The organism is Neobacillus sp. (assembly GCF_031988165.1).
In the GTDB taxonomy this organism is placed as follows: domain Bacteria; phylum Bacillota; class Bacilli; order Bacillales; family Cytobacillaceae; genus Neobacillus; species Neobacillus rhizosphaerae.
Window position 1 is genome coordinate 1 of record NZ_DALZYO010000025.1, and the last position, 26,224, is coordinate 26,224.

Here is a 26,224-nt window from a genome sequence, read left to right on the forward strand (position 1 = left end):
GTCAACATCGGATCGCTATCGCTCTCCGTGTTTCCTTTATCTCAGTCAAATTGCTCCAGTCCATACGCGGCTTAACGGGCGCTTGCGCTTTTCTTATTTTGACAGAAAGATGACAAATAGCCCATTTATACTATTTACACACGCATAGAGTGATAAATGTTACTTTCGGAAAGTACAGGGAGCAGTACGATGGTTATAAAAGAAAGCGAGATACGGCATGAAATCGCTTTCTAACGACACCTAAATAATATTAACATAGTGATTAACTTGCGAGTTCACAAAATTGTTGAAAATATGACACAAATATGAAAAAGAATGATTGAAGTCCTGTTATTTATCATTTTGAGTTTGTTAGTAAGCAAAAAGTAACACCAAAAGATCTTCTATATTTAGGTTACAATTTTCGACAAAGTGACAAATGTCGCTGAGTGCAATTGGTACTGTTTTTACAATGATTAAATAAGGAAAAATTTCCTTAGGGGAGGGAAAACCATGAACCGCAAAGGTTGTCCGGATGAATTTCCAATTTCCTTGATTATAAACGGTTATGAAATGGCCGTTTTTCAACTGACAAAATACGACCTCGACGATTGGGCATATGGCTATTTGTTTTCTGAAGGATTTATTCAGGAAGCAAGCGATATAGAATCCGTCATCATCAACGAAGAAATGGGCACCATCAACGTTGCACTCCGCACACATTTTGATGAAGACCAAGTTTTTTCGAAAAAGAAGCATTACACTGCGGGTTGCGGCAGAGGAGTCACCTTCTTCTCGATGACAGATGTGAAGAATTTTGACAAAGTGGCGTCAAGCAATTCCTATCCATTAAGTTATCTCTTAAAGAAGCGAAGTGAATTTGCTCAAAATTCATCACTTTATTTAGAGACAGGCGGGATGCATGGAGCCTGTATTGTGGATGAAACGGGCAATATGACGATTCGCGAAGATATTGGCCGTCACAATGCCGTCGACAAGATCATTGGTCACGCAATTAGAAATTGTTTACAGCCTGAACGGTTAATTTTACTCACAACTGGACGGGTTTCATATGAAATGCTCTCAAAAGCTGCCAAATTTGGCTTTCCTATTATCGGTTCACGTACAGCAGCCACTAAACAGGCAGTACAGCTCGCAAAATACCTAAATATCGAGGTAATTGGCTATTTAAGAGGGAAAATGGCCACGATTTATACCTCAACAGGCAGGGTTGAAAATGATGTAAATATCGAGCTAGCTGCAGAGATGCATTGAAAGGGGGAGTTTAAAAGTAAGGAATTATTTTTAGAGAGAAAAAAGGGATGTTCTAATCAATATTTTTGGGAAGGAGAATAGTGATGGTTGAAATGAACTTAAATCGCCGGCAATTTTTAAAGCTATCAGGAGCAACAGCAGCAACACTAGCTGTGGTCGAACTGGGTTTTAATGAGAAAAAAGCCTATGCGAAAACAAAAGAATTCAAAATTGCCAAAGCTACTGTAACACCAACCATTTGCTGCTACTGTGGTGTCGGATGCGGAATCCTCGTTCACACCAAAAACAATACTGTGGTTTATACGGAAGGGGATCCGGATAGCCCAATTAACGAAGGTAAGCTATGCAGCAAAGGAACAACATTAAGACAGTTATATACTTCTGAAAAACGCTTAACAAAACCGCTTTACCGTGCACCAGGAAGCAATAAATGGGAAGAAAAAGATTGGGAATGGATGCTTGATACCATTGCCAAACGAACTAAAGAAACACGCGATAACTCGTTCGTCGAAGTAGAAAACGGAGTTACCGTTAATAAAACCGAAAAGATTGCCAGCCTTGGCGGGGCGGCACTTGATAACGAAGAAACCTATTTGCTCTCGAAACTAATGAGAGGGCTTGGTGTTACTTATTTAGAACACCAGGCACGAATATGACATAGTTCTACGGTTGCCGGTCTGGCACCTACATTTGGTCGTGGAGCAATGACTAACCATTGGAATGATCTGCAGCATACTGATTGTGCGTTAATCATAGGCGCAAACCCTGCTGAAAACCATCCAATTAGCTTTAGATGGTTAACAAAAGCAAAGGAAAACGGCGGTAAAATTGTTTCTGTTGACCCGCGTTTTACTAGAACATCGGCACAGGCTGATGTTTACGCTGCACTCCGCTCCGGTACGGATATTCCGTTTGTCGGTGGGATGATTAATTATGCGATTGAAAACAATCTCATCCACAAAGAGTATGTTGCTAAATATACAAACGCTGCCTTTATCGTCAAAGAGGGCTATGACTTTAAGGATGGCTTATTCTCAGGCTATGACGAGGCAAAAAGAGCGTACGATAAAACAAAATGGGGAATTGAAACTACAGAAGATGGCAAGCCGGTGAAGGATGAAACCTTAGAGCACCCGCGTTCTGTATTCCAACTAATGAAAAAACATTATTCCCGTTATGATGTAAAAACAGTAACAACTGTAACAGGAACACCAAAAGAAGACTACTTAAAGGTTTGTAAAACCTTCTGTGAAACCGGTAAGGTCGGAAAAGCAGGAACCATCTTGTATGCGATGGGAACCACTCAGCATACCGTCGGCTCACAGAACGTTCGCATCTATGCTATCTTACAGCTTCTGTTAGGAAACATCGGCTTACCTGGCGGCGGAATCAACGCGATGCGCGGCGAATCCAATGTTCAAGGCTCAACAGACTTTGGTTTATTATTTGATAACCTAACAGGCTATCTAGGTGCACCAAAAGCATCAGTTCCAGAGCATGCCACATTGAAAGGCTACTTGGAGAAAGAAACACCAAAAACAGGCTATTGGAGCAATAAGCCAAAATTTGTTGTCAGCTTACTGAAATCATGGTACGGCGCGAATGCTACGAAGGATAATGAATTCGGCTATCAATTTTTACCAAAGGGAAATAAAAACTACTCACACATGAACTTATTTAATGCCATGTCCAAGGGCGAGCTTGACGGTGCCTTCCTATTTGGAACCAACCCAATTGTCGGCGGACCGAATGCTGGTAAAGAAAAAGAAGCACTTGGCAACTTGAAGTGGATGGTAGCGATTGACCTTTGGGAAACAGAAACCTCCGCTTTCTGGCAAAAAGAAGCGGGCAGTGACCCATCAAAAATCAATACAGAAGTATTCCTGCTTCCAGCGAGTGCTTCATTTGAAAAAGAAGGCAGTATTTCCAACAGCTCACGCTGGATGCAATACCGCTGGAAGGCAATTGATTCAAGAGGCGAAGCACGACCAGACCTAGATATCATCCATGAAATGGCCTTAAAACTTAAAAAGCTATATGCCAACAGTCCAAAATCAGCAGACAAACCGTTCTTAGCTCTTGATTGGAACTACGGAAACGGTGAAGAACCAGATATAGATCTAGTAGCGAAAGAAATCAATGGCTATGATCTAAAAACTGGTAAGTTGATTGCGAACTTTGGTGCCTTATTAGACGATGGCACAACTTCATGTGGTAACTGGATTTATTCCGGCTTCTATCCTGAAGAAGGAAAGAACAAATCCAAGAACCGCGATAACAAGGATACGGGCGGCGAACACTATTTGAACTGGTCATATGCATGGCCAATGAACCGCCGGATTCTCTACAACCGTGCCTCAGCTGATGCAAGCGGACAACCATGGAGTAAGGAAAAGGCGGTTATCTGGTGGGATGCAGCTCAGAAGAAATGGGTCGGCAAGGACGTTCCGGACTTTAAAGCGGTAACAGCACCAACAGAACCAGGTGGTACAGGTGCCTTTATGATGAATAAAGATGGTGTAGCATTATTATTTGCACCAACCTTAAATGATGGTCCGTTCCCAGAACATTATGAGCCATATGAAAGTCCAATTCCAAATGCGTTTTCAGCACAGGAAATGAACCCAGCAACTGTGATTTTTGAAGAAAACTTCAATAAACGCGGTTTCAAGGTGGACTATCCAATTGTAGGGACAACCTACCGCGTAAGCGAACACTGGCAATCCGGCACGATGACACGGAACCAAGAGTGGCTCTCAGAACTTGCCGGCCATATGTTTATTGAAATGAGTGAAGAGCTGGCAAAAGAAATAGGCATTAAGAACAAAGACAAAGTCATTGTTAGCTCAGCGCGTGGCGAAATTAAAGCCTATGCAATGGTAACGAAACGCTATAAGCCTTTTACCGTGAGAGGTAAAAAAGTACATCAAATCGGAATGCCATGGCATTTCGGCTTTAAAGGATTCGCTACCGGAGATACAGCCAACCGCCTGACTCCGCATATTGGGGATGCTAATACAATGATTCCTGAATATAAAGCATTCCTCTGTAATGTTAGGAGGGCTGACTAATGACGAAATATGTGAAATATGTTGATGTAACGAAGTGTGACGGCTGCCGTGCCTGTATGGTTGCTTGCAAAAACTGGAATGACCTACCGGCTGAGCCAACGGAGTTTCTTGGCAGTGTTCAATCGCATGCGAAAACAACAGCGGATACATGGAATGTCTTGCAATACGTCGAGCATGAGAATGGAAAAGGTGATTTAGAGTACCTGTTCCGGCATTCTTCCTGTTTCCATTGTACCGATGCAGCTTGTGAAAAGGTCTGCCCTGAAAGTGCAATCTCCTATACGAAATATGGAACAGTTGTGATTGATCATGACAAGTGCGTCGGCTGCGGCTATTGCACGCAAAACTGTCCATTTGAAGTGATTTCCTTGAAGGAATATAAAGATAAAAACGGTAAGGAATACAGAAAGGCTCATAAGTGCACCATGTGTACAGACCGAATCGATGAGGGCTTACAGCCTGCCTGCGTAACGACTTGCCATACGGGTACAATGGAATTTGGCGATAAAGACGCCATGATTCAAAAGGCAGAAAAGCGCGTCAAGGAAATTAAGGACCGTTATCCAAATGCGATGGTTTATAACCCTGAAGGCGTCGGCGGCACTCATGCTGTTTATGTTTTGGCAGAAAAACCATCCGTATACGGTTTGCCTGAAAATCCTAAAGTTCCGACATCTGCTGTTTTATGGAAGGATTATGCTCAGCCAATCGGGAAAGCCATGATTGGGGCAACAACAATGGCGGTTGTCGGTGCGTTTGTGGCCAATAAGTTTTTCAGTAAAAAATTCAATGACGAGACGCAAGATGGAGGTGACAGCCATGAGTAATCAACAAAAATCGGAAGTGAAAGTTAGACGGTTTTCTAAGGCATTTGTCTGGGCTCATGCTGTCAATGCTATATCTTTCTTTGCCCTTTATATTACGGCTTTGCCGATGTATACAGAGTTCTTTAACTGGCTGTATCCCGTTCTAGGTGGTCCAGCGAATGCCCGTCTGCTGCACCGCATCTTTGCCGTCGTGTTTTGTACACCGACATTTATTTGGGTCATCTTTGACTTTAAAGGCTTTAAGCTATGGATGAAAGAGCTGATCACTTGGAAAAAACGTGATATTCAGTTCTTTAGTGAATTCGTGAAAGAGCTTTTTGGTTTAAATTTCAAGCATGTAAGACAAACATTCTTTAACGCTGGTGAAAAAATTAACTCGTTAATCCAAATTTTCACCGCTATCTTAATTATTGGCTCTGGGTTCCCAATGTGGTTCCATGAATATTTCCCTCGGGCTGTTGTCCAGTGGGGATACTTCCTTCATAACGTCGGCTTTGGTCTTGCGATTGCGGTTATTGTCGGACACATTTATCTCAGTGTTGTCCATAAAAACTCAAGACCAGGATATTCTGGTGTTGTCACAGGTAAGGTTCCTGCTTGGTGGGCAAAAGATCACTACACAGAATGGTATGAAGAAGAAGTTAAAAAAGGCAATTTCCCTAACCTAGACGATCCAAAACATAAGAAAAATAAAGGCGCTTAAACAGCCGTGGCTTCACGTAAAAAAGTTAATTAAAGGGAAATGGCTGTCTGTAACAGGACAGCCATTTCTATAAACAAAAGCGAAAGCTAGCTATAATAATCGAAAGAGGTGTAGCGACAATGATAAAATCCGTTGTTTCAAAAGAATACCAGGAACTGCAAAAGGAAATCATCAAGCTTCAAGAACAGTGGAAGCTACAGCTAGATCCGGAAACCATTAGACCAAACCTTGATAAGGCTGCCATGGAGGCAGGGGTGCCTGCAGCCGCATTAACGGCAATTGACTTTGAAATTTCACTATTCTTACAGTGGGTAGAGGAAATAAATGCGCTTATTATAAAAAGCATTCCTGAGCTTGAGCCAAAGCTTGCGGGTATCGCCAGCCTGCTAAATGAGGAAATTGCTATCAATTGGATTGAAGAGGCCTTCGCCTTCAACCATCTTTATTTTGCCAGCTTTGCAGAAGAAAATGGATTGGAAGAATGGATCCCGCAATTCCTCGCTGAAACCGCTCTTCGCCCTTACCTACAACTAACTGCTGAAAAAGTTCAACATGAAATCCATCGTGCGGTACCAGGTGCTGGTTGTCCTGTTTGCGGTGAACCAGTCCGCTTAGCAGCTCTTGAAGACGAAGGGAAAAAAGTCATCCATTGCCCACGCTGCCTGGCACACTGGCATGCAAAACGTCTGGAGTGCTCGCATTGCGGTAATGAAAATCATAAAACTGTTCAGTTTTTAACGATTGAAGGCGATTCGGTCTCGCAAATTCAAGTTTGCGATGAGTGCAATGGCTATATTAAAATTATCGATACCAGACAATATATCAGCCAGCCATCCGCTGCCCTGCTCGATTTAAACTCCATTCACTTGGATTTTGTTGCCCAGGAGAATAGCTACAATGTGGTTGGGGAGAAAAAACAAACAAATTAAGAAAGTGCTTTTGTGGTAAAAGGGCGGAGCGTTGCAAAAACCAATCAGGATATCCAAGCTGAGCGGAAAAGATGCCATTTTTATTTTGAATAGGTGAAGCTCTGCTCACACCGCCTTTATTATGTTTGTATACTACTTATTTTTAGTTCATTTCCATGAATGGGGTTTTATTATGAAAGCTGCTGCCATTATTTTAGCAGGCGGAAAATCGAGCAGAATGGGAACGAATAAAGCGTTTCTAAAAATAAACGAGAAAACCAATATCGAACGAACCCGGGATGCACTTAAACTGCTCTTTGATGATATAATTCTCGTAACCAATGAACCTAAGACCTATGAATTTTTAGGAATGAAAATGACCTCGGACCAATATCCGGGAATGGGACCGCTCGCAGGTGTTCATGCCGGCTTAATGGTCTCTGATTACGATGTGAATTTAATCGTCGCCTGTGATATGCCGTTTGTTTCTGTGGAACTTGCCGAGGCCCTTGTAGAGTCTTGCGGCCATTACGATGCCGTCATTCCTGTGATTAATGGTAAACAGCATCCGTTATTTGCTGTATATCACAAGAAAATAGCAGGAGAAGCAGCCAGAAGTATCGAAGAAGGTAGATTGCGCATGAAACATCTGTTTGACCGCTTAAATGTTCTTTACATGACAGAAAGCGACCTGCAGACCTATAGCCAAATGGATCTTGAACGTGTTTTTTTTAATATGAATAACCCGAATGAGTATGAAGATGCCAAAAAGTGGGCCGAAGCAGAATTTTAAGGGGGAATGAGGCGACCATGCAATTTTTCAAAGTGAAAACAGTGGAAGAGACCTTTTCCTTAATCGAGGAGAACATACCAGCAATCGAACAGACAGAGGTGCGAGAGCTAGCAGAAGCCCTTCACTATATTCTTGCGGAGCCGGTGATTGCGAAGGAAAATGTACCAAGCTTTGATCGCTCTACTGTTGATGGCTATGCCGTTCGTGCAAAGGATACGTATGGTTCCTCAGAATCCATGCCCGGCTTTTTAACCTTAGTAGGGGAAGTGAAAATGGGCGAGGTTCCAACTGTGTCTGTCAGTAACGGTAAGGCCGTTTACATCCCAACAGGCGGCATGCTTCCTAGAGGCAGCGACTCAGTCATCATGATTGAACACTGTGAGGATGTAGATGGCCTCCTAAATACGTACAAGCAAAATGCTCCTGCTGAAAATGTGATTCGCACGGGGGAAGATATTAAAGAAGGCGAAATCCTTCTCAATAAGGGAACGAAGCTTCGTCCCCAGGAATTAGGCGCACTTGCGTCTTTAGGAATAACCCATGTGACCGTCTTCCGTAAATTGAAGGTTGGTTATCTGTCATCGGGCGATGAAATCGTCCCCTATCAAACTGAAACCCTTTCAGCAGGACAAATTCGTGACATTAACTATTTAACGATTGCTGGACTGGCGAATGAATGGAATGTCGATGTTGTATACGGTGGAATTGTAAAAGATGACTTTGACGAATTTAAGCAAAAAGCCCGTGAACTCTATGATCAAGTCGATGGTTTAATCCTTTCAGGTGGTAGTTCAGTAGGAGCGAAGGACTATACAACGGATGTGATTCAATCCTTAGGTGATCCTGGTGTGTTTGTTCATGGCATCTCTATCAAGCCAGGTAAGCCAACGATTCTGGCATTGGCAAATGGAAAACCGGTGATTGGACTGCCGGGACACCCAGCCTCAGCGATGATTATCTTTCAACTTTTTGGTCAGCGAATTTTACGAAAGCTAAAGGGTGAGGAAATCGAGCATAAACCGGAGCGTATTTTTGCCCGGATGACCAAAAATATTCCATCCTCACCAGGGCGGTCCGATTATATCCGCGTTCGCTTGTTTGAAAAAGACAGCGAGTGGTGGGCCGAGCCGATTATCGGAAAATCAGGTTTGATCACAACATTGGTAAAAAGTGATGGTATTGTTGAAATTACTTCTGAAAAAGAAGGAGTTTTACAGGGTGAATACGTACCTGTGTTTGTCTCAAGATAAGGGGGAGTATAAATGGATCACAAACACTATAAGCGAAAAATTTATTTAGAGGACAAGCCCCGAATGGAAGCGAAGCGGGAAATCCTCGAGGCCTTCGGGCTGCCCCTTGAAAAAGAAGTGATTCCAACAAGTGACGCCCTTGGCCGCGTAACGGCTGAGCCAATTTTTGCCCAGAACTCGACGCCGCATTACCATGCCTCGGCGATGGATGGAGTTGCTGTTATCGCTGAAAGTACGTATAGTGCTCACGAGCAAAACCCGCTACGTCTTAAGTTTGGAGAGCAGTTCTGTCATGTGGACACAGGAAATGCCATTCCTGCACCGTTTGATGCTGTGATTATGATTGAAAATGTCGATTTTATTGATGAAGATACAATCGAAATTATCGAACCGGCCACACCATGGCAGCATATTCGCCCCATTGGCGAAGATATTGTTCAAGAGGAAATGATGTTTCCGCAAGGACATATTTTGAGACCTGCTGATCTAGGTGTACTGCTAGCAACCCAGTTAACCCATATTTCGGTCGCGAAAAAGCCAGTCGTCACGATTATTCCAACAGGAAATGAACTCGTTGAAGTGAATTCAACCCTTTCTGCTGGAAAAATTATAGAATTTAACGGAACGGTATTTGCTAACTTTGTGAAAGAATGGGGCGGGGAACCGAAGCTTCATAAAATCGTCAAGGATGAACCGGAAAAGATTAAAGCCGTGCTTTTAGAAGCGGCGGAGACATCTGATATCATCGTCATCAATGCCGGCTCTTCGGCGGGACGGAAGGACTTCACGGTTCACATAATTGGCGAAATCGGGGAGGTCTTTACCCATGGTGTCGCCGCACGGCCTGGCAAACCCGTTATTTTAGGGAAAATAAAGGGGAAAATTGTCGTTGGCGTTCCTGGTTATCCCGTGTCAGCTTATTTGGCCCTCGAATGGTTTTTAAGACCACTAATTTGCAAGTATTTACAAATCCCTGAACCGCGCCGGCAAACAATAACGGTCAAGCTTGGCCGCCGAATTGTCTCAGGAATGGGTGCGGAGGATTTTGTCCGAATGAATATCGGCTATGTGAATGGACAATTTGTCGCCAATCCGCTGACAAGAAATGCGGGGGTCACGATGTCGTATGTCAGAGCAGATGGCCTCCTAATCGTACCGACCAATGTAATCGGATATGAGCAGGGCGATTTTGCCGAAGTAGAATTGCTGCGCCCGCTTGAGGAAATCAAACAGGCGATTGTGTTTTGTGGCAGTCACGATCTGACGATTGACCTGTTATCGTCACAGCTGAAAGATAAGCGGACAGAAATGAAAATTGTCTCTTCGCATGTCGGTAGCATGGCTGGAATCATGGCGATTCGAAAAGGAGAGGCCCATGTAGCGGGTATTCATTTGCTTGACCCGAGTACAAAGCAATATAATATCTCATATGTAAATAAATTATTAGCGAGCCAAGACGTTGTTCTCTATCCATTTTTAAAAAGAAAGCAAGGCTGGCTGTTACCAAAGGGCAACCCGCTCGCCATCGAATCCGTTGTCGATGTGGCGGAAAAGCAGGCGAACTTTGTGAACCGTCAAAAAGGGGCGGGAACGAGAATTCTATTTGATATGCTGCTTGAGGATGCGAATCTCTCCCCTGAAGACATCACTGGTTATGAACGGGAGATGTTCACCCATTTAGCTGTAGCAGCAGAAGTAAATGGTGATAAGAATGGTGTCGGGCTCGGGATTTATCCGGCAGCAAAAGCAATGCGCTTAGACTTTGTTCCAGTCGCTGATGAGGAATATGATTTATTGATGACGAAAGGGTTTTATGAGAGTGAAAGCGGCAGACAGTTAATTGAGATTATCCAATCGGCAGAATTCAAAGAGCAGGTCGAAAAAATTGGCGGTTATGTCGTGGTGGAAAATGCAAAACCAAAATGTTTGGCTTGAGGTGAGGAAATGAATTACGAGATTTCAAAAGAACCAATTAATATACAAGCCGTGATTGATAAAGTGGTCCAGCGTGAAGCAGGTGCCATCACAACCTTTATCGGTACCGTCCGGGAATTAACGCATGGCAAGAAAACCTTATTTTTGATCTATGAAGCCTATGAAGCGATGGCTGTGAAAAAGCTCGAGCAAATTGGTGCGGAAATTGAACAGCGCTGGGAAGGCTCATGTGTCGCCATTACCCATCGAGTCGGCCGCTTAGATATTACCGATGTCGCGGTCGTCATTGCTGTTTCGACGCCACACCGTGCCGATGCCTATGAAGCCAACCGCTATGCGATTGAACGTATTAAGGAAATCGTTCCGATTTGGAAGAAAGAGCATTGGGAAGATGGCGAATCGTGGATGGGGAATCAGCTCGAGACAGTTGCTTATCCAAGCGGTAAGCCCGGGGCAGGTGACTTACATGAATAAGGTATTGTTTTTTGCCCATTTGCGCGATGCTGTTGGTGAAGAGTTTCTGACAGTGAATGCTAGCGGGAAAACAGTGGCCGAGCTGAAAGTAGAGTTATCTGCTACGTATAACCTGCCCAAAATGGAAACCATCATGACGGCAATTAATGAAGAGTTTGCATCGAATGATGAAGTAATTCGTGATGGTGATGAGATTGCATTTATCCCGCCAGTAAGCGGCGGCTGATCTTTAGATGTTGGGCGAGTTTTCTATTCTAGAGGTGAAAAAGTATGAACGAACGGTATTCACGACAAGTCCTCTTTCCAGGGATCGGAAAAGAAGGACAAGCGAAAATTAGCAGAAAACATGTGCTGATTATTGGTGCTGGTGCCCTTGGCTCAGGGAGTGCCGAAGTATTGACCCGAGCTGGAGTAGGTAAGCTTACGATTGTCGATCGGGATTATGTCGAAGCCAGTAATCTCCAGCGCCAGCAGTTGTATACGGAAGAAGATGTTGCTGAGAAGCTCCCAAAGGCGGCTGCGGCAGAAAAACGCCTGAAGGCCATTAATTCCGATGTGAAAATCATTTCAATCATCGGGGATGCGACGCCTGAATTGCTGGAGGACCTAGTGGTGGGTGTTGACGTCATGCTTGATGCTACCGATAACTTTGAAACGCGGATGGCGATGAACGATGTTTCCCAGAAATACAAGATTCCATGGATTTACGGGGCTTGTGTTGGCAGCTATGGGATGAGTTTTTCGATGATTCCCGGGAAAACACCGTGCTTGAATTGCTTGCTGCGGACGATTCCACTACAGGGGATGACCTGTGATACGGGTGGTATTATTTCGCCGGCGGTGCAAATGGTAATTGCCCATCAAACAGCTGAAGCATTGAAGATGTTAGTCGAGGATTGGGAGTCGGTCCGGACTTCATTTGTCAGCTTTGATTTATGGAGAAACCAATATACTAGCATGAAAATGTCGAAGGCGAAGTTCCCCGGCTGCTTATCCTGCGGTGAGGAGCGGAATTATCCGTTTCTCGATCATGAAAATATGACAAAAACAACGGTCTTGTGCGGCCGCGATACTGTGCAAATCCGCCCGTCTATTAAAGGGGAGCTTTCCCTTGATAGGCTCGCTGGGCAGCTTAACTCACTTGGCTACACAGTGAATGGAAATCCTTATTTATTGTCAGTTGAAATGGGCGAAGAGCGGATGGTTATTTTTCAAGATGGCCGCGCCCTCATCCATGGTACAAAGGATTTGACCCATGCTAAGTCAATTTATCAGCGGATTTTAGGATAAAATGGGGTAGCACGATTAAGAGCTCTGGACAACAAAAGGAACCCGTACCTATTTTGGTACGGGTTTTTCATGTAACAAGGGATGTTCTACCTCCATGAAAGGAGATTGTTTCATGGTTACCCTTTAGACTTCGACAGCTGTACACAGACCAACATCAGAAAGGAGATAGCAATCATGCTTATGACCCATAGCCAGGCCATATGCATATTGCCAGAGTCAATCGCGACATAGATGGCTGTCGGGGTGGTTTGGGTTTTCCCCGGGATATTCCCAGCGAACATGAGCGTTGCTCCAAATTCACCTAACGCTCGGGCAAAACTTAAAATTCCACCTGAAATAATGGATTTCAATGCTAGTGGAATGGATACAAATAGGAATAGCTGGAATTTATTCGCCCCATCTACACGGGCTGCATCCTCAACATCTCCATCCACCTCTTCAAATCCGGTCTTCGCCGATTGATACATGAGGGGAAATGCAACAATCGTAGCAGCAAGAACGGCTGCCCACCAAGTAAAAATGATTGGCTGATGAAACACCCATTCGATTAATTGACCGATGGGGCTCTGTTTTCCAAAGAGGACAAGTAACAAAAAACCCACAACCGTTGGTGGTAACACTAAAGGCAAAAGGAAGATGGTTTCAATAATCGCCTTGCCTTTGAATTTTACCTTGGCCATGAACTTTCCTATAAATAACCCTAAAACCAAAACAATGCATCCTGAAACAATCGCAATCTCGATTGATAGTATTACAGGATCCCAAAAGTGGTCTGTCATGTTCGATTTTTACAGTCCTTTAAAACCATATTTTTTAAAAACTTCCATTGATTCTTTACTTTGCAGATAATTATAGAATAGCATGGCTTGTTTTGGATGGCTACTAGCTTTGATGATTCCTACAGGATAGATGATAGGAGTATGGGTCTTTTCATCAGCTGTTGCTGCAATTTCCACTTTTGTAGATGTTAGGGCATCTGTTTTATAAACCATACCTGCATCGACATTCCCTGTTTCTACATATGTAAGCACTTGGCGAACATCCTTGGCATAGACGATTTTTCCTTCAATAGAGCTCCAGATCTTTAAGTTTCCAAGTACCTCTTTCGCATATTTACCCGCTGGTACAGATTCAGGGGTACCAATCGAAATCTTATCCGTTTTTGTTAGGTCTTCAAACGTTTTAATGCCTTTTGTAGCGTCCTTTGGAACGACTAGTACTAATTCATTTCCAACAAGATCGATGCCATTTTTCTCTTCAATCAGACCATCTTTTACTAATTGATCGAATTTATCTTCTGCAGCAGAGAAGAAAAGGTCAACAGGTGCACCTTGTGAAATTTGTTGTTGTAACGCACCAGAAGCACCAAAATTATAGTTGATTTTCACATTACCATGTTCTTTATTAAAATTCGCCGTAATTTCAGTCAAGGCGTCTTGCAAACTTGCTGCTGCTGAAATTGTCAATTCGACGTTTTCTTGTTTTTCCGCTACTGGCTGTTTTTTCTCTACCGGCTGTTTACTTTGGTCATTCGAAGAGCATCCAGTAATGACAAGTAAAAACATCATTACCGATAAAAATAATATGTAACTTTTTTTCAATTTATCTCTCTCCTTTTAATTAGGTATAACTAATTATAACTAGTTATAATTAGTTATGGTATGAAAAAAATCACAATATACAAATTTATTAAGGAATATGCTTATTAAAAAGTAATGAGATACAATATAAAGAGGAGGGATGGACATGTCAAAGGAGATTTCCTATACGATTGAAGAAGTTTCGCAGCTGTTAAAAGTATCGAAGCTAACCATCTATGATTTGATAAAAAAAGGAGAACTTCCTGTATTCCGTGTGGGAAGACAGATGCGGATGGATGCAAAGGATTTAGACCATTATATAAAGCATAGTAAGTCTACTCAATTGCCGATAGCTTCCGTTCCTGTTGTCGATACTCACAAAATCGAAACTAAGGAATCCCATAACATTGTCATTAGCGGACAAGATATCGTCCTAGATATTCTGGGAAAGCATATCGAGAAATGTTCCACCTATAAGACACTCAGGTCTTATTCAGGAAGCTTAAACAGCCTCATCTCTTTATATAATGGAGACTGTGACATCGTGAGCCTACATATGTTTGACGGGGATACAGGAGAATATAATCTTCCCTATGTAAAAAGAATTTTAACTGGTTATCCCTATATTCTACTCAATCTGGTTTCCAGAAAAGCAGGATTTTATGTTCAAAAAGGAAACCCGTTAAACATCACCACTTGGACGGATCTAAGTCAACCACACATCTACATGATCAATCGAGAGAAAGGATCAGGAGCAAGAATCCTGCTTGATGAACAGCTAAGCATTCATAGAATCTCTTCCAAGACAATAAGTGGTTATGAAGTCGAAGAGACGAATCATTTAAGTGTTGCTTCAGCTGTAGTGACCGGCAAAGCAGATGTCGGGGTAGGCATTGAAAAGGTGGCAAAAATGGTTGGAATCGACTTTGTTCCGTTAATTACGGAACGTTACGACCTAGTGATGTTAAAAACTCCTGAAAATGAATCCCTCATTCGGATTGTAAAGGGAATTTTATCTTCTTCGTTGTTTCAATCAGAGATTAACTCTTTGGGTGATTATGATGATTCTCAAACAGGATCGATTATTTATGAGACGTATTAAGTTGCTGATTTGTTTTCGGCTCAAATTATGACAAATTTTGATTTGTTTCACGTGGAACGGGCGAATTTTGTCGAGGCCGTTGAGGTGGAGTCTGATTTTTCAGCCGATAGGTGGGAGCCTTGCGCTTTTCTTATAAAATGGGTCACACTCATGTAAAATGAGATGATTGACTGATATAGAGAGGGATTGTCAAAGTGAATATATCTATCCAAACATTATTAACGAAAATAGAAGAAGAATTGAAGCTAGCGCAAGGCAGTGCGAAGCAAGAAAGCTTGCGAGAAAAGGTCTACTCTATTAAAATATTATGCGAATTGATACTGGATGAAAAGCAAGCAGTGAAAACGGAAGTGCAATTGAATTCAGCCGTTGCGATTCCGTCTGTTATCGCGCAGCAGGCCTATCAACAGCCTGTCATGAATCAACAAGTTTTTCAGCAGCCTGCGTCGCTGCAACAAGCGAAAAAATTAGAGATGGACGACGAAGCCAATGGGGATTCATTACTTGATTTTTAAAAAGGGGAGATTTAGATGAAAGCATTTATTATTGTTGGTGCCATAAATGCCTTTTTGGCCGTGGCATTTGGAGCCTTCGGTGCACATGCGTTAAAAGATAGACTTGATGCGCATTATTTAGAAATTTGGAAGACGGGCGTTACCTATCAAATGTTCCATGCCACAGGGATATTAATCATCGGCCTTCTCCTTGGGAAAGTTGGGGTAAGCTCATTATTTAGTTGGTCAGGTTGGTTGATGTTGATTGGAATTATTTTATTCAGCGGCAGCTTGTACCTGTTAAGCTTGACGAAGGTAGGCGTCTTGGGTGCCATCACACCGATTGGCGGCGTTTGCTTTTTAGCAGCATGGGTGCTTATGATTGTTGCAGCCGTTAAAGAATTTTAACAGCAAAAAAGCATTGGAGTATGTTCCAATGCTTTTTTTATGGGAAAAAATGAATGTCACTTGATAATATTACGCCATCCTTTATCTTGGCGGGTAAGTACCTAAGGACGGAGCCCCGCCGTATGGATATTCATACTCGATCTGTTCATCAAAGGTAATGTAGTCGACAGCCACCATTGGAATAAGATAACGTGTTCCTTTTTGGGGATCACTTAAGATGACATGATCTCTTCCTGCCGCTTCAATAATCCCGGTAAACTCTTTGGCATTCCACTGACTATTGCCTTCGAATGTTGTAAAGACGTGGACGAGTTTCCCTTTGTTTAAACGAAGGATGTTTTCAATATACGACTGTTCAATTGGCAGCATGCCAGGGATTTGGCTTCCGCCTGCCGGTGGCCTGGGAACCGAACCAGCTCCGGCTGGTGGAAATTGAGGCATTCCTTGCTGCATAGGAGGCACAAAACCTTGCCCCCCTCCTGCAACTGGCTGTGCGCCCGGCTGTCCGGCTGCTCCAGTATAGGGTTGAAACCCTTGTGGATTGTAATATTGGCTCATCTCTTTCCCTCCTAAAAATAAAAATACGAAAGGCCCAACATTCCTATTCATACGCCCCCAATCCAAAATGGTTACTGCGGGAAGGAACTAATATCCCTTCTCTCAGATGGGGTCAATCCTTAAGACTCGCTGTTTTATAACTATGAGGGAAAGTCCGAATATATGACTTGTGGAAGGGGCAGAAAATGCAAAAAAACTCCCAGCTGCGGTGCGGCCACTGAAAAGCTTACGTTATGCTTCCTGTAGTTGAGTTGATTAAACAAAAAGACGGCCTACATTCAAAAAGATGAACGTTGACCGCATTTTTCTAACGTTTGCACAGACTTTACGGATCGCATATGCTCTGTTTTACAGACATACACTATCAGGCTCTTGTATGGGTGGCATCGATAATGATGGATTTACTTTTGAGGATTTCTTTTTCAATTGCAACCTCTATGGTTTTATTGATAAGCATGTCCAGATTTATAAAACATAAAAAAGGTAGAAGCACTCAAATACCTGAGAGAGTTCTACCTTTTTTTGTTTGATGGACTTTTTCAGTGGCCACGTTGCGGCTGAGAAATTTTTAAAAAAAGCATCAAATTTTTACTTGAAAAAGTTTATACATGAAGGAAGTTGGCTACGCGCTCTTCCTCTAAAAGGTTGCCGACAAAGAAAGCACCGAATTCGCCAAAACGGGCACTTACTTCATCAAACCGCATTTCATAGACTAGCTTTTTGAATTGCAGGACATCCTCCGCGAACAGAGTAACACCCCATTCATAGTCGTCAAAACCAACAGAACCAGTGATGATTTGCTTTACTTTTCCTGCATATGTACGGCCAATCATCCCGTGGCTGTACATCATACTGCGGCGCTCTTCCATCGGTAGCATGTACCAATTATCATTGCCTTGGCGGCGCTTATCCATTGGATAGAAGCAAACATGCTTTGTTCTTGGCAGTGTCGGATAAAGGCGTGCAAGGACTTGTGGGTTTTGGTAGGGATCCTCACCAGCTGGAAGATAATTGCTTAGTTCAACAACCGATACATAGGAATGAGCAGGAATCGTGAATTCAGCTAATTTTGTTTTATTGAATTCGGTTTCAATGGCATTTAGCTCTTCCATTGTTGGACGTAGAATCATCATCATAAAATCAGCCTTTTGACCAACAATTGTATATAAAGCATGGCTGCCTTCTTTACGTGCACCAGTTTCGTTCCATTTTTCAACAAGGTTTAAAAACTCGTGGATAGCCGCTTGACGTTCATCGCTGGAAAGCATTTTCCAAGTTGTCCAATCAACGGTACGGAAATCATGGAGGCAATACCAGCCATCAAGCGTTTGTGCTGCTTCACTCATTATAATCACTCCTAAATAATAATTCTGCTTATAACTATATCATAGTTTGACCAAGAGGCGAATGAATAAACCTCTGGTTCCTGGCAAGTGAATATTTTTATAAAAAAAGTAAATAGTAAACTTGTGAGTGTAATTTTTTGAAAACAAAAACATTTTGGATGAAAACGCTATATGTGATGTACTTGCTTGAAATTTTGAGCTGATAAAGTATGCTTAAAAAGATAGATTGTACAAAGGGAGGATTCGTCGTGAGTGATTTATTTGAAGGCTTAAAGCAAAAAGTTTCCGGGCGTGATTTAAGAATTGTTTTTCCAGAAGGATTAGATGAGCGGATTGTGAAAGCTGCAGGTCGTTTGGCTGAGGAAAACCTAATCACACCTATTTTAATTGGTAATATTGAACAGGTACAGGCAAAAGCGAAAGAGGTTGGCGTTTCGTTAGAGGCTGCGGAAATTTATGACCCGGCGAGCTATGCGGGTATGGACGAGCTTGTCGCGGCGTTTGTCGAACGCCGCAAGGGCAAAGCGACTGAGGAAGAAGCGCGCAAGATCCTGCTCGATGAAAACTATTTCGGCACGATGCTCGTCTATTTAAACAAGGCAAACGGTCTTGTTAGTGGTGCGGCTCATTCGACTGCTGATACGGTTCGCCCTGCCTTGCAAATTATTAAAACAAAAGCAGGCGTTAAGAAAACGTCGGGCGTGTTCATCATGGTGCGCGAGGATGAAAAATACGTGTTCGCTGATTGTGCTATTAATATTGCCCCAGACAGTAATGATTTAGCGGAAATCGCGATTGAAAGCGCGAAGACAGCTGAGATGTTTGATATTGAGCCGCGGATCGCGATGTTGAGCTTCTCCACAAAGGGTTCGGCGAAGTCGGAGGAAACGGAACGAGTGGTTGAAGCTGTGGCTGAGGCCAAGCGCCGTGATGCTTCACTTGTGCTCGATGGAGAGTTTCAGTTCGATGCTGCGTTTGTTCCATCTGTGGCAAAAAGTAAGGCACCAGATTCACCTTTACAAGGGGATGCAAACGTGTTTATTTTCCCAAGCCTCGAAGCAGGTAACATCGGTTATAAAATTGCCCAGCGCCTGGGTGGATTTGAAGCGGTTGGACCTATTTTGCAGGGCTTAAATGCGCCTGTAAATGATCTATCACGCGGCTGTAATGAAGAAGATGTCTACAAACTTGCGTTAATCACGGCTGCGCAGGGATTATAATAGGTTTTGGGGCTAGTCCGTCGTCTGGGCTGGCTCTTTTTTTTGGTTCAAATTGGTCGCTAAGGAAATTTTTTTGGAATCGGAAGTGGAACCACCAGTCAAACTGTTAAATATCGTATAAATTTGATAAAATAAGTCCTATTAACCATTCAAGGAGTTACCAATATGGAAGGTTTACTACGACAACCCGAGTGGCGGATCATCGACCAATCAGCTGTGGGTATTCATTTTCAAGCATTACAATCCTTTGGAACGGATGATACCTTATGTGCCTCGATTGGGTCGGGTGAAGCACCGGCGACAGCCCGGACATGGGTCCATCACAATACCATTGTCCTTGGCATCCAGGATACGAAATTGCCGTTCTTACAGGAAGGTATCCAATTTTTGCAGCAGCAGGGCTACCAGGCGATTGTCAGAAATTCCGGCGGCCTAGCCGTGGTTCTCGACGAAGGAGTCTTGAATATCTCACTCATATTTCCTGAAGCTGAAAAAGGGATTGATATCAATCGCGGCTACGATGCGATGTGGTCTCTCATCCAACAAATGTTTGCCGATTTCCCGCATGAGATTGAGGCACGGGAAATCGTTGGCTCCTACTGCCCAGGGAGCTACGACCTGAGTATTAATGGCAAAAAATTCGCTGGCATCTCCCAGCGCCGTCTGAAAAAAGGGGTCGCCGTTCAGATCTACCTTTGCGTCAATGGCAGCGGCAGAGACCGGGCTGAGCTCATTAAGCAATTTTACCAGAGGGCTAAACAAGCCGAGCAAACAAAATTCGCTTATCCAGTGATTGTTCCGGACGTTATGGCCTCCCTTTCAGAGCTGCTGGCAGTTAACTTTACGATCGCTGATGTGATACTGCGTTTATTTACCCAGTTAAAAATGAGCAGCGAATTTATCTATGGCGGTCAATTAAATGAGTTCGAACTGAACTTATTTCCTGGTTATTATCAGAGGATCGTTGATCGAAACGAACAGGTAAAAAAGCCGTAAATCCTGCAACCGGACTTACGGCTTTTCTATAATAAGATGCTGCGCTTTATTCTCTTCTCCTAAAAAGCTTTCTCTAACTTCGAAAAATGGCTCGATCGAGAGCACCCAGCGGCTGGTGTACGTTGCCGTCCTATTACTCCGCTACCTTTTCCAGATTACCGTTACGGTCCATTTTGAATTTCGTAGCAGGTCTTTCCTCTTCTTCAAATAAAACAAGCTTTCGTGCGCGGTTCATGATTTTCATCAGGGTCTCGTAATCTTCCTGAATCGTTTCGGAATTCTGCTCGAGCCCGGAAATTTTAGCCGCCATTTCCTCGTTGTGCTTTCTTAACTCAGCCATTTCTCGTTTCAATCTTTCATTCTCACTTTTTAATGCTTCATTTTGCAGATTGGCATGATGAAAGTTTTGCAAATAACTAATGACTGAATCGAGCGTGAGTCCAGTTGTGGCTGGCGGTCTGTAGCTTTGCGCTGGTTTTACAAATGTTTCCGCCGCCATTTCTACGGTTGTCATGTCTTCAACAACAACAGTAGGTTCCACGGGGATATCAACTGGCAACGGCATTGGTTCCAATTCCTCTGCTACAGAAACAGTTACCGGTGGATTGTAAAGTAGCTTTTTCTTGCCGCCTTGGTCTTTACCTAAAACTCTTTGTCTTTGTTTCCGCTGCTTTTTGGATAACTGCAATGCTTTTTCATAGCGGTGCCGGACGACGGCATTCCATCTGAAGCCACAGGCTGCAGAGGTTCGGTTTAGCTTGTCCCCTACCTCTTCAAAAGCGTTCAACTGTGTACTGCCTTCTCTTACATGCCTTAGGACAGTTTCAGCCAAAAGCAGGTCATTCTCATCTGTCCATGCATCTTGACGAACTTTCATATCTTTCAACTCCCTAAAAAAATTTACAATGAATTGTCAAGTTTATCCTGACGATTTTTAAAAGTTCTAGTCTTATGATGGACAAGTTTTGCAAGCTTTATACCAAAACGAATGAAAGGATAGTAGATTTTTTAACTAAAAGATTTACTAAGGATGCCAACGATTGCTCGTGATTGCATCTTGCATTCAAAGGAAATAAAATGTAAAATACCTTAGGAGTTTATTTAATGAACCTAGATGGATAATATATATAGTATGATTTTTTTAGATCGTAGAAAGGGTTGTAACGAATGTCGAATGAATTTCGTGTTTGTGATGATTGCCAGGCCGTGAATTTGAAGACATTAATCCCTCGTTTAAAAGAAATTGATTCGGCTGCCGAAATCAAAATTGGCTGCCAGTCCTATTGCGGACCTGGCCGGAAAAAGACTTTTGCCTTCGTTAATAACCGCCCTGTTGCGGCCTTAACGGAAGAGGAATTAATGGAGAAAGTGAATAAAAAGATCAAATAATCACCTTTGACGAAAATGCTCAGGTGATTTTTCTTTTTTTGGTGCCTCCTTTTTAGTGCCTGACACCTTTTCTAAGTCGAAAATGTTGCTAACGGTGCCTGACACCAAAGATAAATGTCGAAAAATCCTGCGAAATTTTGCTGAAAAATGGGTGTTTTTTGGGATATAATAGGAGCAAGTATACGAGGAAGAGGGAAACCAATGGCCTATGCAGCGGAAAAACTAAATGAAGAAAAAGTGTTTAAGGACCCCGTCCATCGCTACATCCATGTGCGTGACCGGGCCATCTGGGATTTAATTGGAACGAAAGAGTTTCAACGCCTGCGCCGGATCAAGCAGCTTGGAACGACCTTTTTGACCTTTCATGGAGCGGAGCACAGCCGGTTCAACCATTCTCTCGGCGTCTATGAAATTGTCCGCCGCATTATCGATGATGTGTTTGCCGGCAGGCCGGAATGGAACGACGATGACCGGCTACTAACCCTATGTGCCGCCCTGCTCCACGACCTTGGACATGGTCCCTTTTCCCATTCGTTTGAAAAAGTGTTCGATTTTGACCATGAGGACTTTACAAACAAGATTATTTTAGGGGAAACAGAGGTAAATAAAATACTCTTGAAGGTAGGACCTAATTTTCCTGCTAAAGTTGCCGAAATCATTGCCAAAACCTCAGAAAAAAAACTGGTCATAAGCCTGATTTCAAGCCAAATTGATGCTGATCGGATGGATTATTTACAAAGGGATGCTTATTTCACCGGTGTCAGCTACGGCCATTTTGACATGGAAAGAATTCTCCGCGTGATGCGGCCAAGAGAAGATCAGGTCGTCATCAAAAAGAGCGGGATGCACGCGGTCGAAGATTATATTATGAGCCGTTACCAGATGTATTGGCAGGTTTACTTCCATCCCGTATCGCGAAGTGCTGAGGTGATATTGACCAAAATCCTTCACCGCGCTAAACAATTGTTTGAAGAAAACTATGCTTTTAAATATGAGCCGCTTCATTTTACATCCATTTTCCTTGGGCAGGTAACATTAGAAGATTATTTAAAATTAGATGAATCAGTCATTTTATACTATTTTCAAATTTGGCAGGAGGAGGTCGACTCCATTTTAAGCGACCTTTGTCGTCGCTTTGTTAATCGCAATTTGTTCAAGTTTGTTGAATTTGACCCAGCGAATGAATATAAGAAGCTCGCCGAACTGAATTCCTTATTTAAAAAGGCAGGGATTGACCCTGAATATTATTTGGTTGTCGATTCGTCCTCGGATTTACCGTACGACTTTTACCGTCCAGGCGAGGAAGAAGAACGGCTGCCGATTCATTTATTGATGAAAAATGGGGAGTTACGGGAGCTTTCTCGGGAGTCAGAGATTGTCGATGCCATTTCGGGGAAAAGGCGGACAGACCATAAGCTTTATTACCCTGCTGATTATCTTGCGGATAATTCCACGAAAAAGAATATCAAGCAGCAAATACGTGCGCTTTTAGAATTAGAATAAGTGCTGTTTTGGAAAAAGGGCGGAGCGCCGCAAAAACAAATTAATTTTGCCAATTCAAGTGAAAATAGCCGTTCTTTACTTTGAATAAGTGCAGCTTAGCTCTGGTAACACCACCATTATTAAGTGAGGTTGGTGCTTTGCATTAGATGTATTCCCGTAATGGATGGTAGCGCATAACGGCATTTACGTTTTAGATGGAGTAGGAGATGACGAACGTTGTTAAAAGATCACGCGAAGCTGATGCAGGCGATTCAGGTTTCCGGTGAAATTACCGGCAGAAAAAAGCTGCAAAAGATGATATATATTGCGAAAAAGATTGCTTTTCCCTTTCACGAACGGTTTCAGTTTCATTTTTACGGCCCGTACTCGGAGGAATTAACGACAAGGGTGGAAGAGCTTTGTAATATGGGTTTTCTTGATGAAGTGAAAGAGAAAAAGGGCGGTTATTTTCAATATCGCTATACACTGACGGATTCGGGGAAAGAGTTTTTGAGCCTGAATGAAGTGGATATGCCGTTTTTACAGGACTGTCTAACCGATATGAATGGGCAGAATGCTAGATTCCTCGAGCTTGTTTCAACGGTTTTATATTTTGATAATCTTTCAAAAGAGGAAGTCACGAACAAGGTATTTACCTTAAAAAGCAGCCAACGCTACACCGAGGCGGAAATTGGTGAGGCGTTTCAATATATTGAAGCACTGAAAGAGAAAATTCAATAAGATTTTTCAAAAACCGCTTTGGGCAATGTGAGAGTCCAGGCGGTTTTTTATACACCAGAATTTATATCATTGGACTTTGAGAATTGTCCAGCTCCAGGCGTATAGCAGGATGGATAATTGTATGTAAATGGAAAAAAGCCATAATCAGCGGAAAATGAGCCAATAAATTGAAAAAATGAGCCAAAGTTTTCCAAAATGAGCCAATAAAGTAGAAAAATGAGCCAAAGACCTCCAAAAATGAGCCAATAGGATTTTTTAAATTGAAAAATGATCATGAAGAGGTCAAAAAACAGCTAAAATACATTCGAAACTCATATCTCTTCGAATAAAAAATGGCTTTTTCGGTATTTTTTGTAAAATCTATACTTTTTCATTAAGATATTTGCTATGATTTGTCTATTGAGTAAATGGGGGAGGTATGCGTCATGGTTGGAGTAATTGCGGTCATAATGATTTTTGCAATTCCGATTGTCGCTATTTTAACAGACCACTTTCAGAAACAGTCGAAATTAAGGGCAAATATGATTAAAGATGAGTTGGAACTGGAAAAATTGAAGCACGAAAACTATTTGATTGAAACGGAAAAAATGAAGTTGGAACTCGAAAAGATGAAAATTGATCAACCAAAACATGAAATAAAATTCTAATCAGAAATAAAGAGTGTGAAATCCTGATGATTTCACACTCTTTTGGTGCCTGACACCACTATCAAAACTGTCCACCACACAAGGACAATTGTCCACGAATGGTGCCTGACACCCTATCCCTTTTATTTATCGCTTGCGCGTACGCCGCCGACGGCATAATGGTTTTTGCTCATTTCTTCAATAAAAACGGTGATGTTTTCTTTTGGTGCGCCTGTTGTTTCGCTGACGGCATCGGTTACCTTTTCTACTAACGCCCGTTTTTGATCTTCAGAACGTCCCTCAAGCATTTTTACTGTAACGTATGGCATGCTGTTTCCTCCTTATTAAAGTCACTAATAGTAGTTTTCCACAAACAAAGTAAAAGTGCAATAACGGTTGGCACATTTGATTTTCTTTTTCAAAGCGGTTTCATGTATACTAAAAAGAAAATAGATATAGAGTGCGGTTATGAACCCGTTTTCTGAGAGGAGAAACCCTATTGGAACAATTTCTTGCCTACCCACTAAGGCTGATTCCTTATGTAGCGATCACGCTGATGTTTGCCTTTACGTTTCACGAATTTGCCCATGCTTTTGTTGCCTATAAATTCGGCGATATGACAGCAAAAAACCAAGGACGACTGACATTAAATCCGCTCAAGCATCTCGACCCGTTCGGAACGCTATTAATTTTAATTGCGGGATTTGGCTGGGCCCGTCCGGTACCAGTAAATCGCTTTTTTTTTAAAAAACCGCGCCTAGCCGGTGTTCTCGTTTCTGTTGCAGGACCGCTCTCCAATTTGATTTTGGCGGCCATTGGCTTTATCATTGCCTACGGATTATTGAAGTTTGGTGTAACGATTTCGGATAATTTTAGTGAATTTCTGACAGTATTTATCAATCTGAATATCGTCCTGTTTATTTTTAATCTGCTGCCTCTCCCTCCACTTGACGGCTATCGGATTGTCGAGGATTTAGCCCCCAATCATGTTCGGGCTAAAATGACCCAATATGAACAGTATGGGATCTTAATCTTTTTAATTTTAGTGATTACACCTTTAGATCGATATACAATTCAGCCCATTTTTGATGTGGTCATTCCCTGGGTAGGGAATGTGCTTAGTAATTTCATCTATGGTCTATTTTTATAAAGGAGGACTGCACTATCCATGGAAGATAATAAGAAAAAACTTGGATTTAATATAATAAAAAGTGACCCAACTGATGGACACAAGGGCTACGGAAAAGGTGTCCTTAGTCTTGATAATGTTTCGCCAGTTATTATTGATGTCGACGCCGGGGAAGCGGAAATCGATGTTGGCGCGATGCATGCCCGTAGCGTGGTCGAAAAAGGGATAAAATTTTTAAAAACGAAAGAAGAGGTGCCGAACGGGAAACCTTACTGGCTTGTGTGGGTGACGATAGACCGCAAGCCAGAAGGTCCCTATTATGCCGGCGTTACCGCTTGTTATATGACGGTGGACCGGGAAATCCGACGCGGTTACAAATCGCTTCCTGAGCACGTCAACCGCATGGATAAATCGTTAAAGCGTCATATTATTGTCGATGATATGGATGTGAAATCGAAACGGGTGTTAGCCGAATTCTTGCAGGGCCATAATGAAGTATTGTGGAATAATTCCACGGCGGAACTGAAAAAAGGATTACTCGGAGAGTAAAATGATGAAAGTGGATAATTACTTGTGGTTTTTTTGAAAAATAGATAGTATTATAAGCAGTGTGTGAATACACGTAAAACTAGGACAAGAAAAGCTCCG

Annotated in this window: 28 protein-coding genes and 1 pseudogene; 23 read left to right on the forward strand and 6 right to left on the reverse strand. The window is 42.6% G+C overall.

All coding sequences use genetic code 11. The features are described 5' to 3' along the window. The first annotated feature begins 492 nt into the window (after window positions 1-492). The 12 genes and pseudogenes from fdhD (at window position 493) to RTR43_RS15735 (ending at window position 12,505) form a co-directional block, all read left to right on the forward strand. The gene (gene fdhD / locus RTR43_RS15685; RefSeq protein ID WP_312473172.1) at window positions 493-1,254 is read left to right on the forward strand and encodes a formate dehydrogenase accessory sulfurtransferase FdhD; all 762 of its coding nucleotides are present in this window, start codon (window positions 493-495) and stop codon (window positions 1,252-1,254) included. An 83-nt stretch (window positions 1,255-1,337) separates the two neighbouring features. Further along, window positions 1,338-1,910, forward strand: coding sequence for a twin-arginine translocation signal domain-containing protein (locus RTR43_RS25740; RefSeq protein WP_483870156.1), 573 nt, complete (start codon window positions 1,338-1,340; stop codon window positions 1,908-1,910). A 12-nt stretch (window positions 1,911-1,922) separates the two neighbouring features. Further along, window positions 1,923-4,325: pseudogene (fdnG, locus tag RTR43_RS15690) on the forward strand (formate dehydrogenase-N subunit alpha); the annotation flags it as partial. Beyond that, complete coding sequence (locus tag RTR43_RS15695; RefSeq protein ID WP_312473173.1) at window positions 4,325-5,152, forward strand: 4Fe-4S dicluster domain-containing protein; 828 nt, start codon at window positions 4,325-4,327, stop codon at window positions 5,150-5,152. The pseudogene fdnG and the gene RTR43_RS15695, both read left to right, overlap by 1 nt. Beyond that, entirely contained in the window at window positions 5,145-5,855 is a 711-nt protein-coding gene (locus RTR43_RS15700) for a formate dehydrogenase subunit gamma (protein WP_312473174.1), read from the forward strand. Before RTR43_RS15695 ends, RTR43_RS15700 begins: the two co-directional genes overlap by 8 nt. A 119-nt stretch (window positions 5,856-5,974) precedes the next feature. Then, on the forward strand, window positions 5,975-6,784 hold the full coding sequence (locus tag RTR43_RS15705) for a formate dehydrogenase accessory protein FdhE (RefSeq protein ID WP_312473175.1): 810 nt from the start codon (window positions 5,975-5,977) through the stop codon (window positions 6,782-6,784). 172 nt (window positions 6,785-6,956) lie between these two features. Further along, window positions 6,957-7,556, forward strand: a complete 600-nt coding sequence (mobA, locus tag RTR43_RS15710; protein WP_312473176.1) for a molybdenum cofactor guanylyltransferase — start codon at window positions 6,957-6,959, stop codon at window positions 7,554-7,556. A 17-nt stretch (window positions 7,557-7,573) separates the two neighbouring features. Further along, window positions 7,574-8,806, forward strand: a complete 1,233-nt coding sequence (locus RTR43_RS15715; RefSeq protein ID WP_312473177.1) for a molybdopterin molybdotransferase MoeA — start codon at window positions 7,574-7,576, stop codon at window positions 8,804-8,806. Between the two features lie 12 nt (window positions 8,807-8,818). Then, on the forward strand, window positions 8,819-10,741 hold the full coding sequence (locus RTR43_RS15720; RefSeq protein WP_312473178.1) for a molybdopterin biosynthesis protein: 1,923 nt from the start codon (window positions 8,819-8,821) through the stop codon (window positions 10,739-10,741). 9 nt (window positions 10,742-10,750) lie between these two features. Next, complete coding sequence (locus tag RTR43_RS15725) at window positions 10,751-11,215, forward strand: molybdenum cofactor biosynthesis protein MoaE (RefSeq protein WP_312473179.1); 465 nt, start codon at window positions 10,751-10,753, stop codon at window positions 11,213-11,215. Beyond that, window positions 11,208-11,441, forward strand: coding sequence for a molybdopterin converting factor subunit 1 (gene moaD, locus RTR43_RS15730; RefSeq protein ID WP_312473180.1), 234 nt, complete (start codon window positions 11,208-11,210; stop codon window positions 11,439-11,441). Before RTR43_RS15725 ends, moaD begins: the two co-directional genes overlap by 8 nt. Window positions 11,442-11,485: 44 nt before the next feature. Beyond that, window positions 11,486-12,505 (forward strand): thiazole biosynthesis adenylyltransferase ThiF, encoded by a 1,020-nt coding sequence (locus tag RTR43_RS15735; RefSeq protein WP_312473181.1) that lies wholly within the window; start codon window positions 11,486-11,488, stop codon window positions 12,503-12,505. A gap of 116 nt (window positions 12,506-12,621) precedes the next feature. Here the strand turns inward: RTR43_RS15735 and modB are convergent, their stop codons facing one another. Together modB and modA are read right to left on the reverse strand one after the other, a co-directional pair. Beyond that, window positions 12,622-13,284, reverse strand: coding sequence for a molybdate ABC transporter permease subunit (gene modB / locus RTR43_RS15740; RefSeq protein ID WP_312473182.1), 663 nt, complete (start codon window positions 13,282-13,284; stop codon window positions 12,622-12,624). A 9-nt stretch (window positions 13,285-13,293) separates the two neighbouring features. Further along, complete coding sequence (modA, locus tag RTR43_RS15745; RefSeq protein ID WP_312473183.1) at window positions 13,294-14,106, reverse strand: molybdate ABC transporter substrate-binding protein; 813 nt, start codon at window positions 14,104-14,106, stop codon at window positions 13,294-13,296. Window positions 14,107-14,251: 145 nt separating this feature from the next. Between modA and RTR43_RS15750 the strand changes: the two genes are divergently transcribed. The 3 genes from RTR43_RS15750 to RTR43_RS15760 all read left to right on the forward strand — a co-directional run bounded on the left by RTR43_RS15750 (window position 14,252) and on the right by RTR43_RS15760 (window position 16,089). Next, the gene (locus tag RTR43_RS15750; protein ID WP_312473184.1) at window positions 14,252-15,187 is read left to right on the forward strand and encodes a substrate-binding domain-containing protein; all 936 of its coding nucleotides are present in this window, start codon (window positions 14,252-14,254) and stop codon (window positions 15,185-15,187) included. 194 nt (window positions 15,188-15,381) lie between these two features. Further along, window positions 15,382-15,702, forward strand: a complete 321-nt coding sequence (locus RTR43_RS15755; RefSeq protein ID WP_312473185.1) for a YwdI family protein — start codon at window positions 15,382-15,384, stop codon at window positions 15,700-15,702. A gap of 15 nt (window positions 15,703-15,717) precedes the next feature. Then, entirely contained in the window at window positions 15,718-16,089 is a 372-nt protein-coding gene (locus RTR43_RS15760) for a DUF423 domain-containing protein (protein ID WP_312473186.1), read from the forward strand. Between the two features lie 81 nt (window positions 16,090-16,170). Here the strand turns inward: RTR43_RS15760 and gerQ are convergent, their stop codons facing one another. Beyond that, window positions 16,171-16,647 carry a spore coat protein GerQ gene (gene gerQ / locus RTR43_RS15765; RefSeq protein ID WP_312473187.1) on the reverse strand — a complete coding sequence of 159 codons (477 nt, stop codon included), beginning with the start codon at window positions 16,645-16,647 and terminating at the stop codon, window positions 16,171-16,173. A 602-nt stretch (window positions 16,648-17,249) separates the two neighbouring features. After that, on the reverse strand, window positions 17,250-17,993 hold the full coding sequence (gene hemQ / locus RTR43_RS15770) for a hydrogen peroxide-dependent heme synthase (RefSeq protein WP_248734321.1): 744 nt from the start codon (window positions 17,991-17,993) through the stop codon (window positions 17,250-17,252). Between the two features lie 248 nt (window positions 17,994-18,241). Between hemQ and pta the strand changes: the two genes are divergently transcribed. Together pta and lipL are read left to right on the forward strand one after the other, a co-directional pair. Beyond that, window positions 18,242-19,213 carry a phosphate acetyltransferase gene (gene pta, locus RTR43_RS15775; protein WP_312473188.1) on the forward strand — a complete coding sequence of 324 codons (972 nt, stop codon included), beginning with the start codon at window positions 18,242-18,244 and terminating at the stop codon, window positions 19,211-19,213. Window positions 19,214-19,378: 165 nt separating this feature from the next. Then, the gene (lipL, locus tag RTR43_RS15780) at window positions 19,379-20,209 is read left to right on the forward strand and encodes an octanoyl-[GcvH]:protein N-octanoyltransferase (RefSeq protein WP_312473189.1); all 831 of its coding nucleotides are present in this window, start codon (window positions 19,379-19,381) and stop codon (window positions 20,207-20,209) included. A gap of 133 nt (window positions 20,210-20,342) precedes the next feature. On the opposite strand, the gene RTR43_RS15785 is transcribed toward lipL, so the two are convergent. Further along, window positions 20,343-21,086 (reverse strand): RsfA family transcriptional regulator, encoded by a 744-nt coding sequence (locus RTR43_RS15785; RefSeq protein ID WP_312473190.1) that lies wholly within the window; start codon window positions 21,084-21,086, stop codon window positions 20,343-20,345. A 290-nt stretch (window positions 21,087-21,376) separates the two neighbouring features. Here RTR43_RS15785 and RTR43_RS15790 point away from each other — a divergent pair, with 290 nt between their 5' ends. The 4 genes from RTR43_RS15790 to RTR43_RS15805 all read left to right on the forward strand — a co-directional run bounded on the left by RTR43_RS15790 (window position 21,377) and on the right by RTR43_RS15805 (window position 24,468). After that, the gene (locus tag RTR43_RS15790) at window positions 21,377-21,598 is read left to right on the forward strand and encodes a YuzB family protein (protein WP_312473191.1); all 222 of its coding nucleotides are present in this window, start codon (window positions 21,377-21,379) and stop codon (window positions 21,596-21,598) included. A gap of 201 nt (window positions 21,599-21,799) precedes the next feature. Next, window positions 21,800-23,101, forward strand: coding sequence for an HD domain-containing protein (locus RTR43_RS15795; RefSeq protein ID WP_312473192.1), 1,302 nt, complete (start codon window positions 21,800-21,802; stop codon window positions 23,099-23,101). 216 nt (window positions 23,102-23,317) lie between these two features. Continuing rightward, the gene (locus tag RTR43_RS15800; protein WP_312473193.1) at window positions 23,318-23,821 is read left to right on the forward strand and encodes a YwgA family protein; all 504 of its coding nucleotides are present in this window, start codon (window positions 23,318-23,320) and stop codon (window positions 23,819-23,821) included. Between the two features lie 425 nt (window positions 23,822-24,246). Then, window positions 24,247-24,468 carry a hypothetical protein gene (locus RTR43_RS15805; protein WP_312473194.1) on the forward strand — a complete coding sequence of 74 codons (222 nt, stop codon included), beginning with the start codon at window positions 24,247-24,249 and terminating at the stop codon, window positions 24,466-24,468. Window positions 24,469-24,590: 122 nt separating this feature from the next. Here the strand turns inward: RTR43_RS15805 and RTR43_RS15810 are convergent, their stop codons facing one another. After that, a complete protein-coding gene (locus RTR43_RS15810; RefSeq protein WP_248734314.1) occupies window positions 24,591-24,776 on the reverse strand; it encodes a 2-hydroxymuconate tautomerase in 186 nt (61 codons plus the stop codon). A 170-nt stretch (window positions 24,777-24,946) separates the two neighbouring features. On the opposite strand from RTR43_RS15810, the gene RTR43_RS15815 reads away from it, so the two are divergent. Together RTR43_RS15815 and RTR43_RS15820 are read left to right on the forward strand one after the other, a co-directional pair. Continuing rightward, complete coding sequence (locus RTR43_RS15815; RefSeq protein WP_312473195.1) at window positions 24,947-25,597, forward strand: site-2 protease family protein; 651 nt, start codon at window positions 24,947-24,949, stop codon at window positions 25,595-25,597. An 18-nt stretch (window positions 25,598-25,615) separates the two neighbouring features. Next, window positions 25,616-26,125, forward strand: a complete 510-nt coding sequence (locus tag RTR43_RS15820; RefSeq protein ID WP_312473196.1) for a YwhD family protein — start codon at window positions 25,616-25,618, stop codon at window positions 26,123-26,125. Window positions 26,126-26,224: the final 99 nt, after the last annotated feature.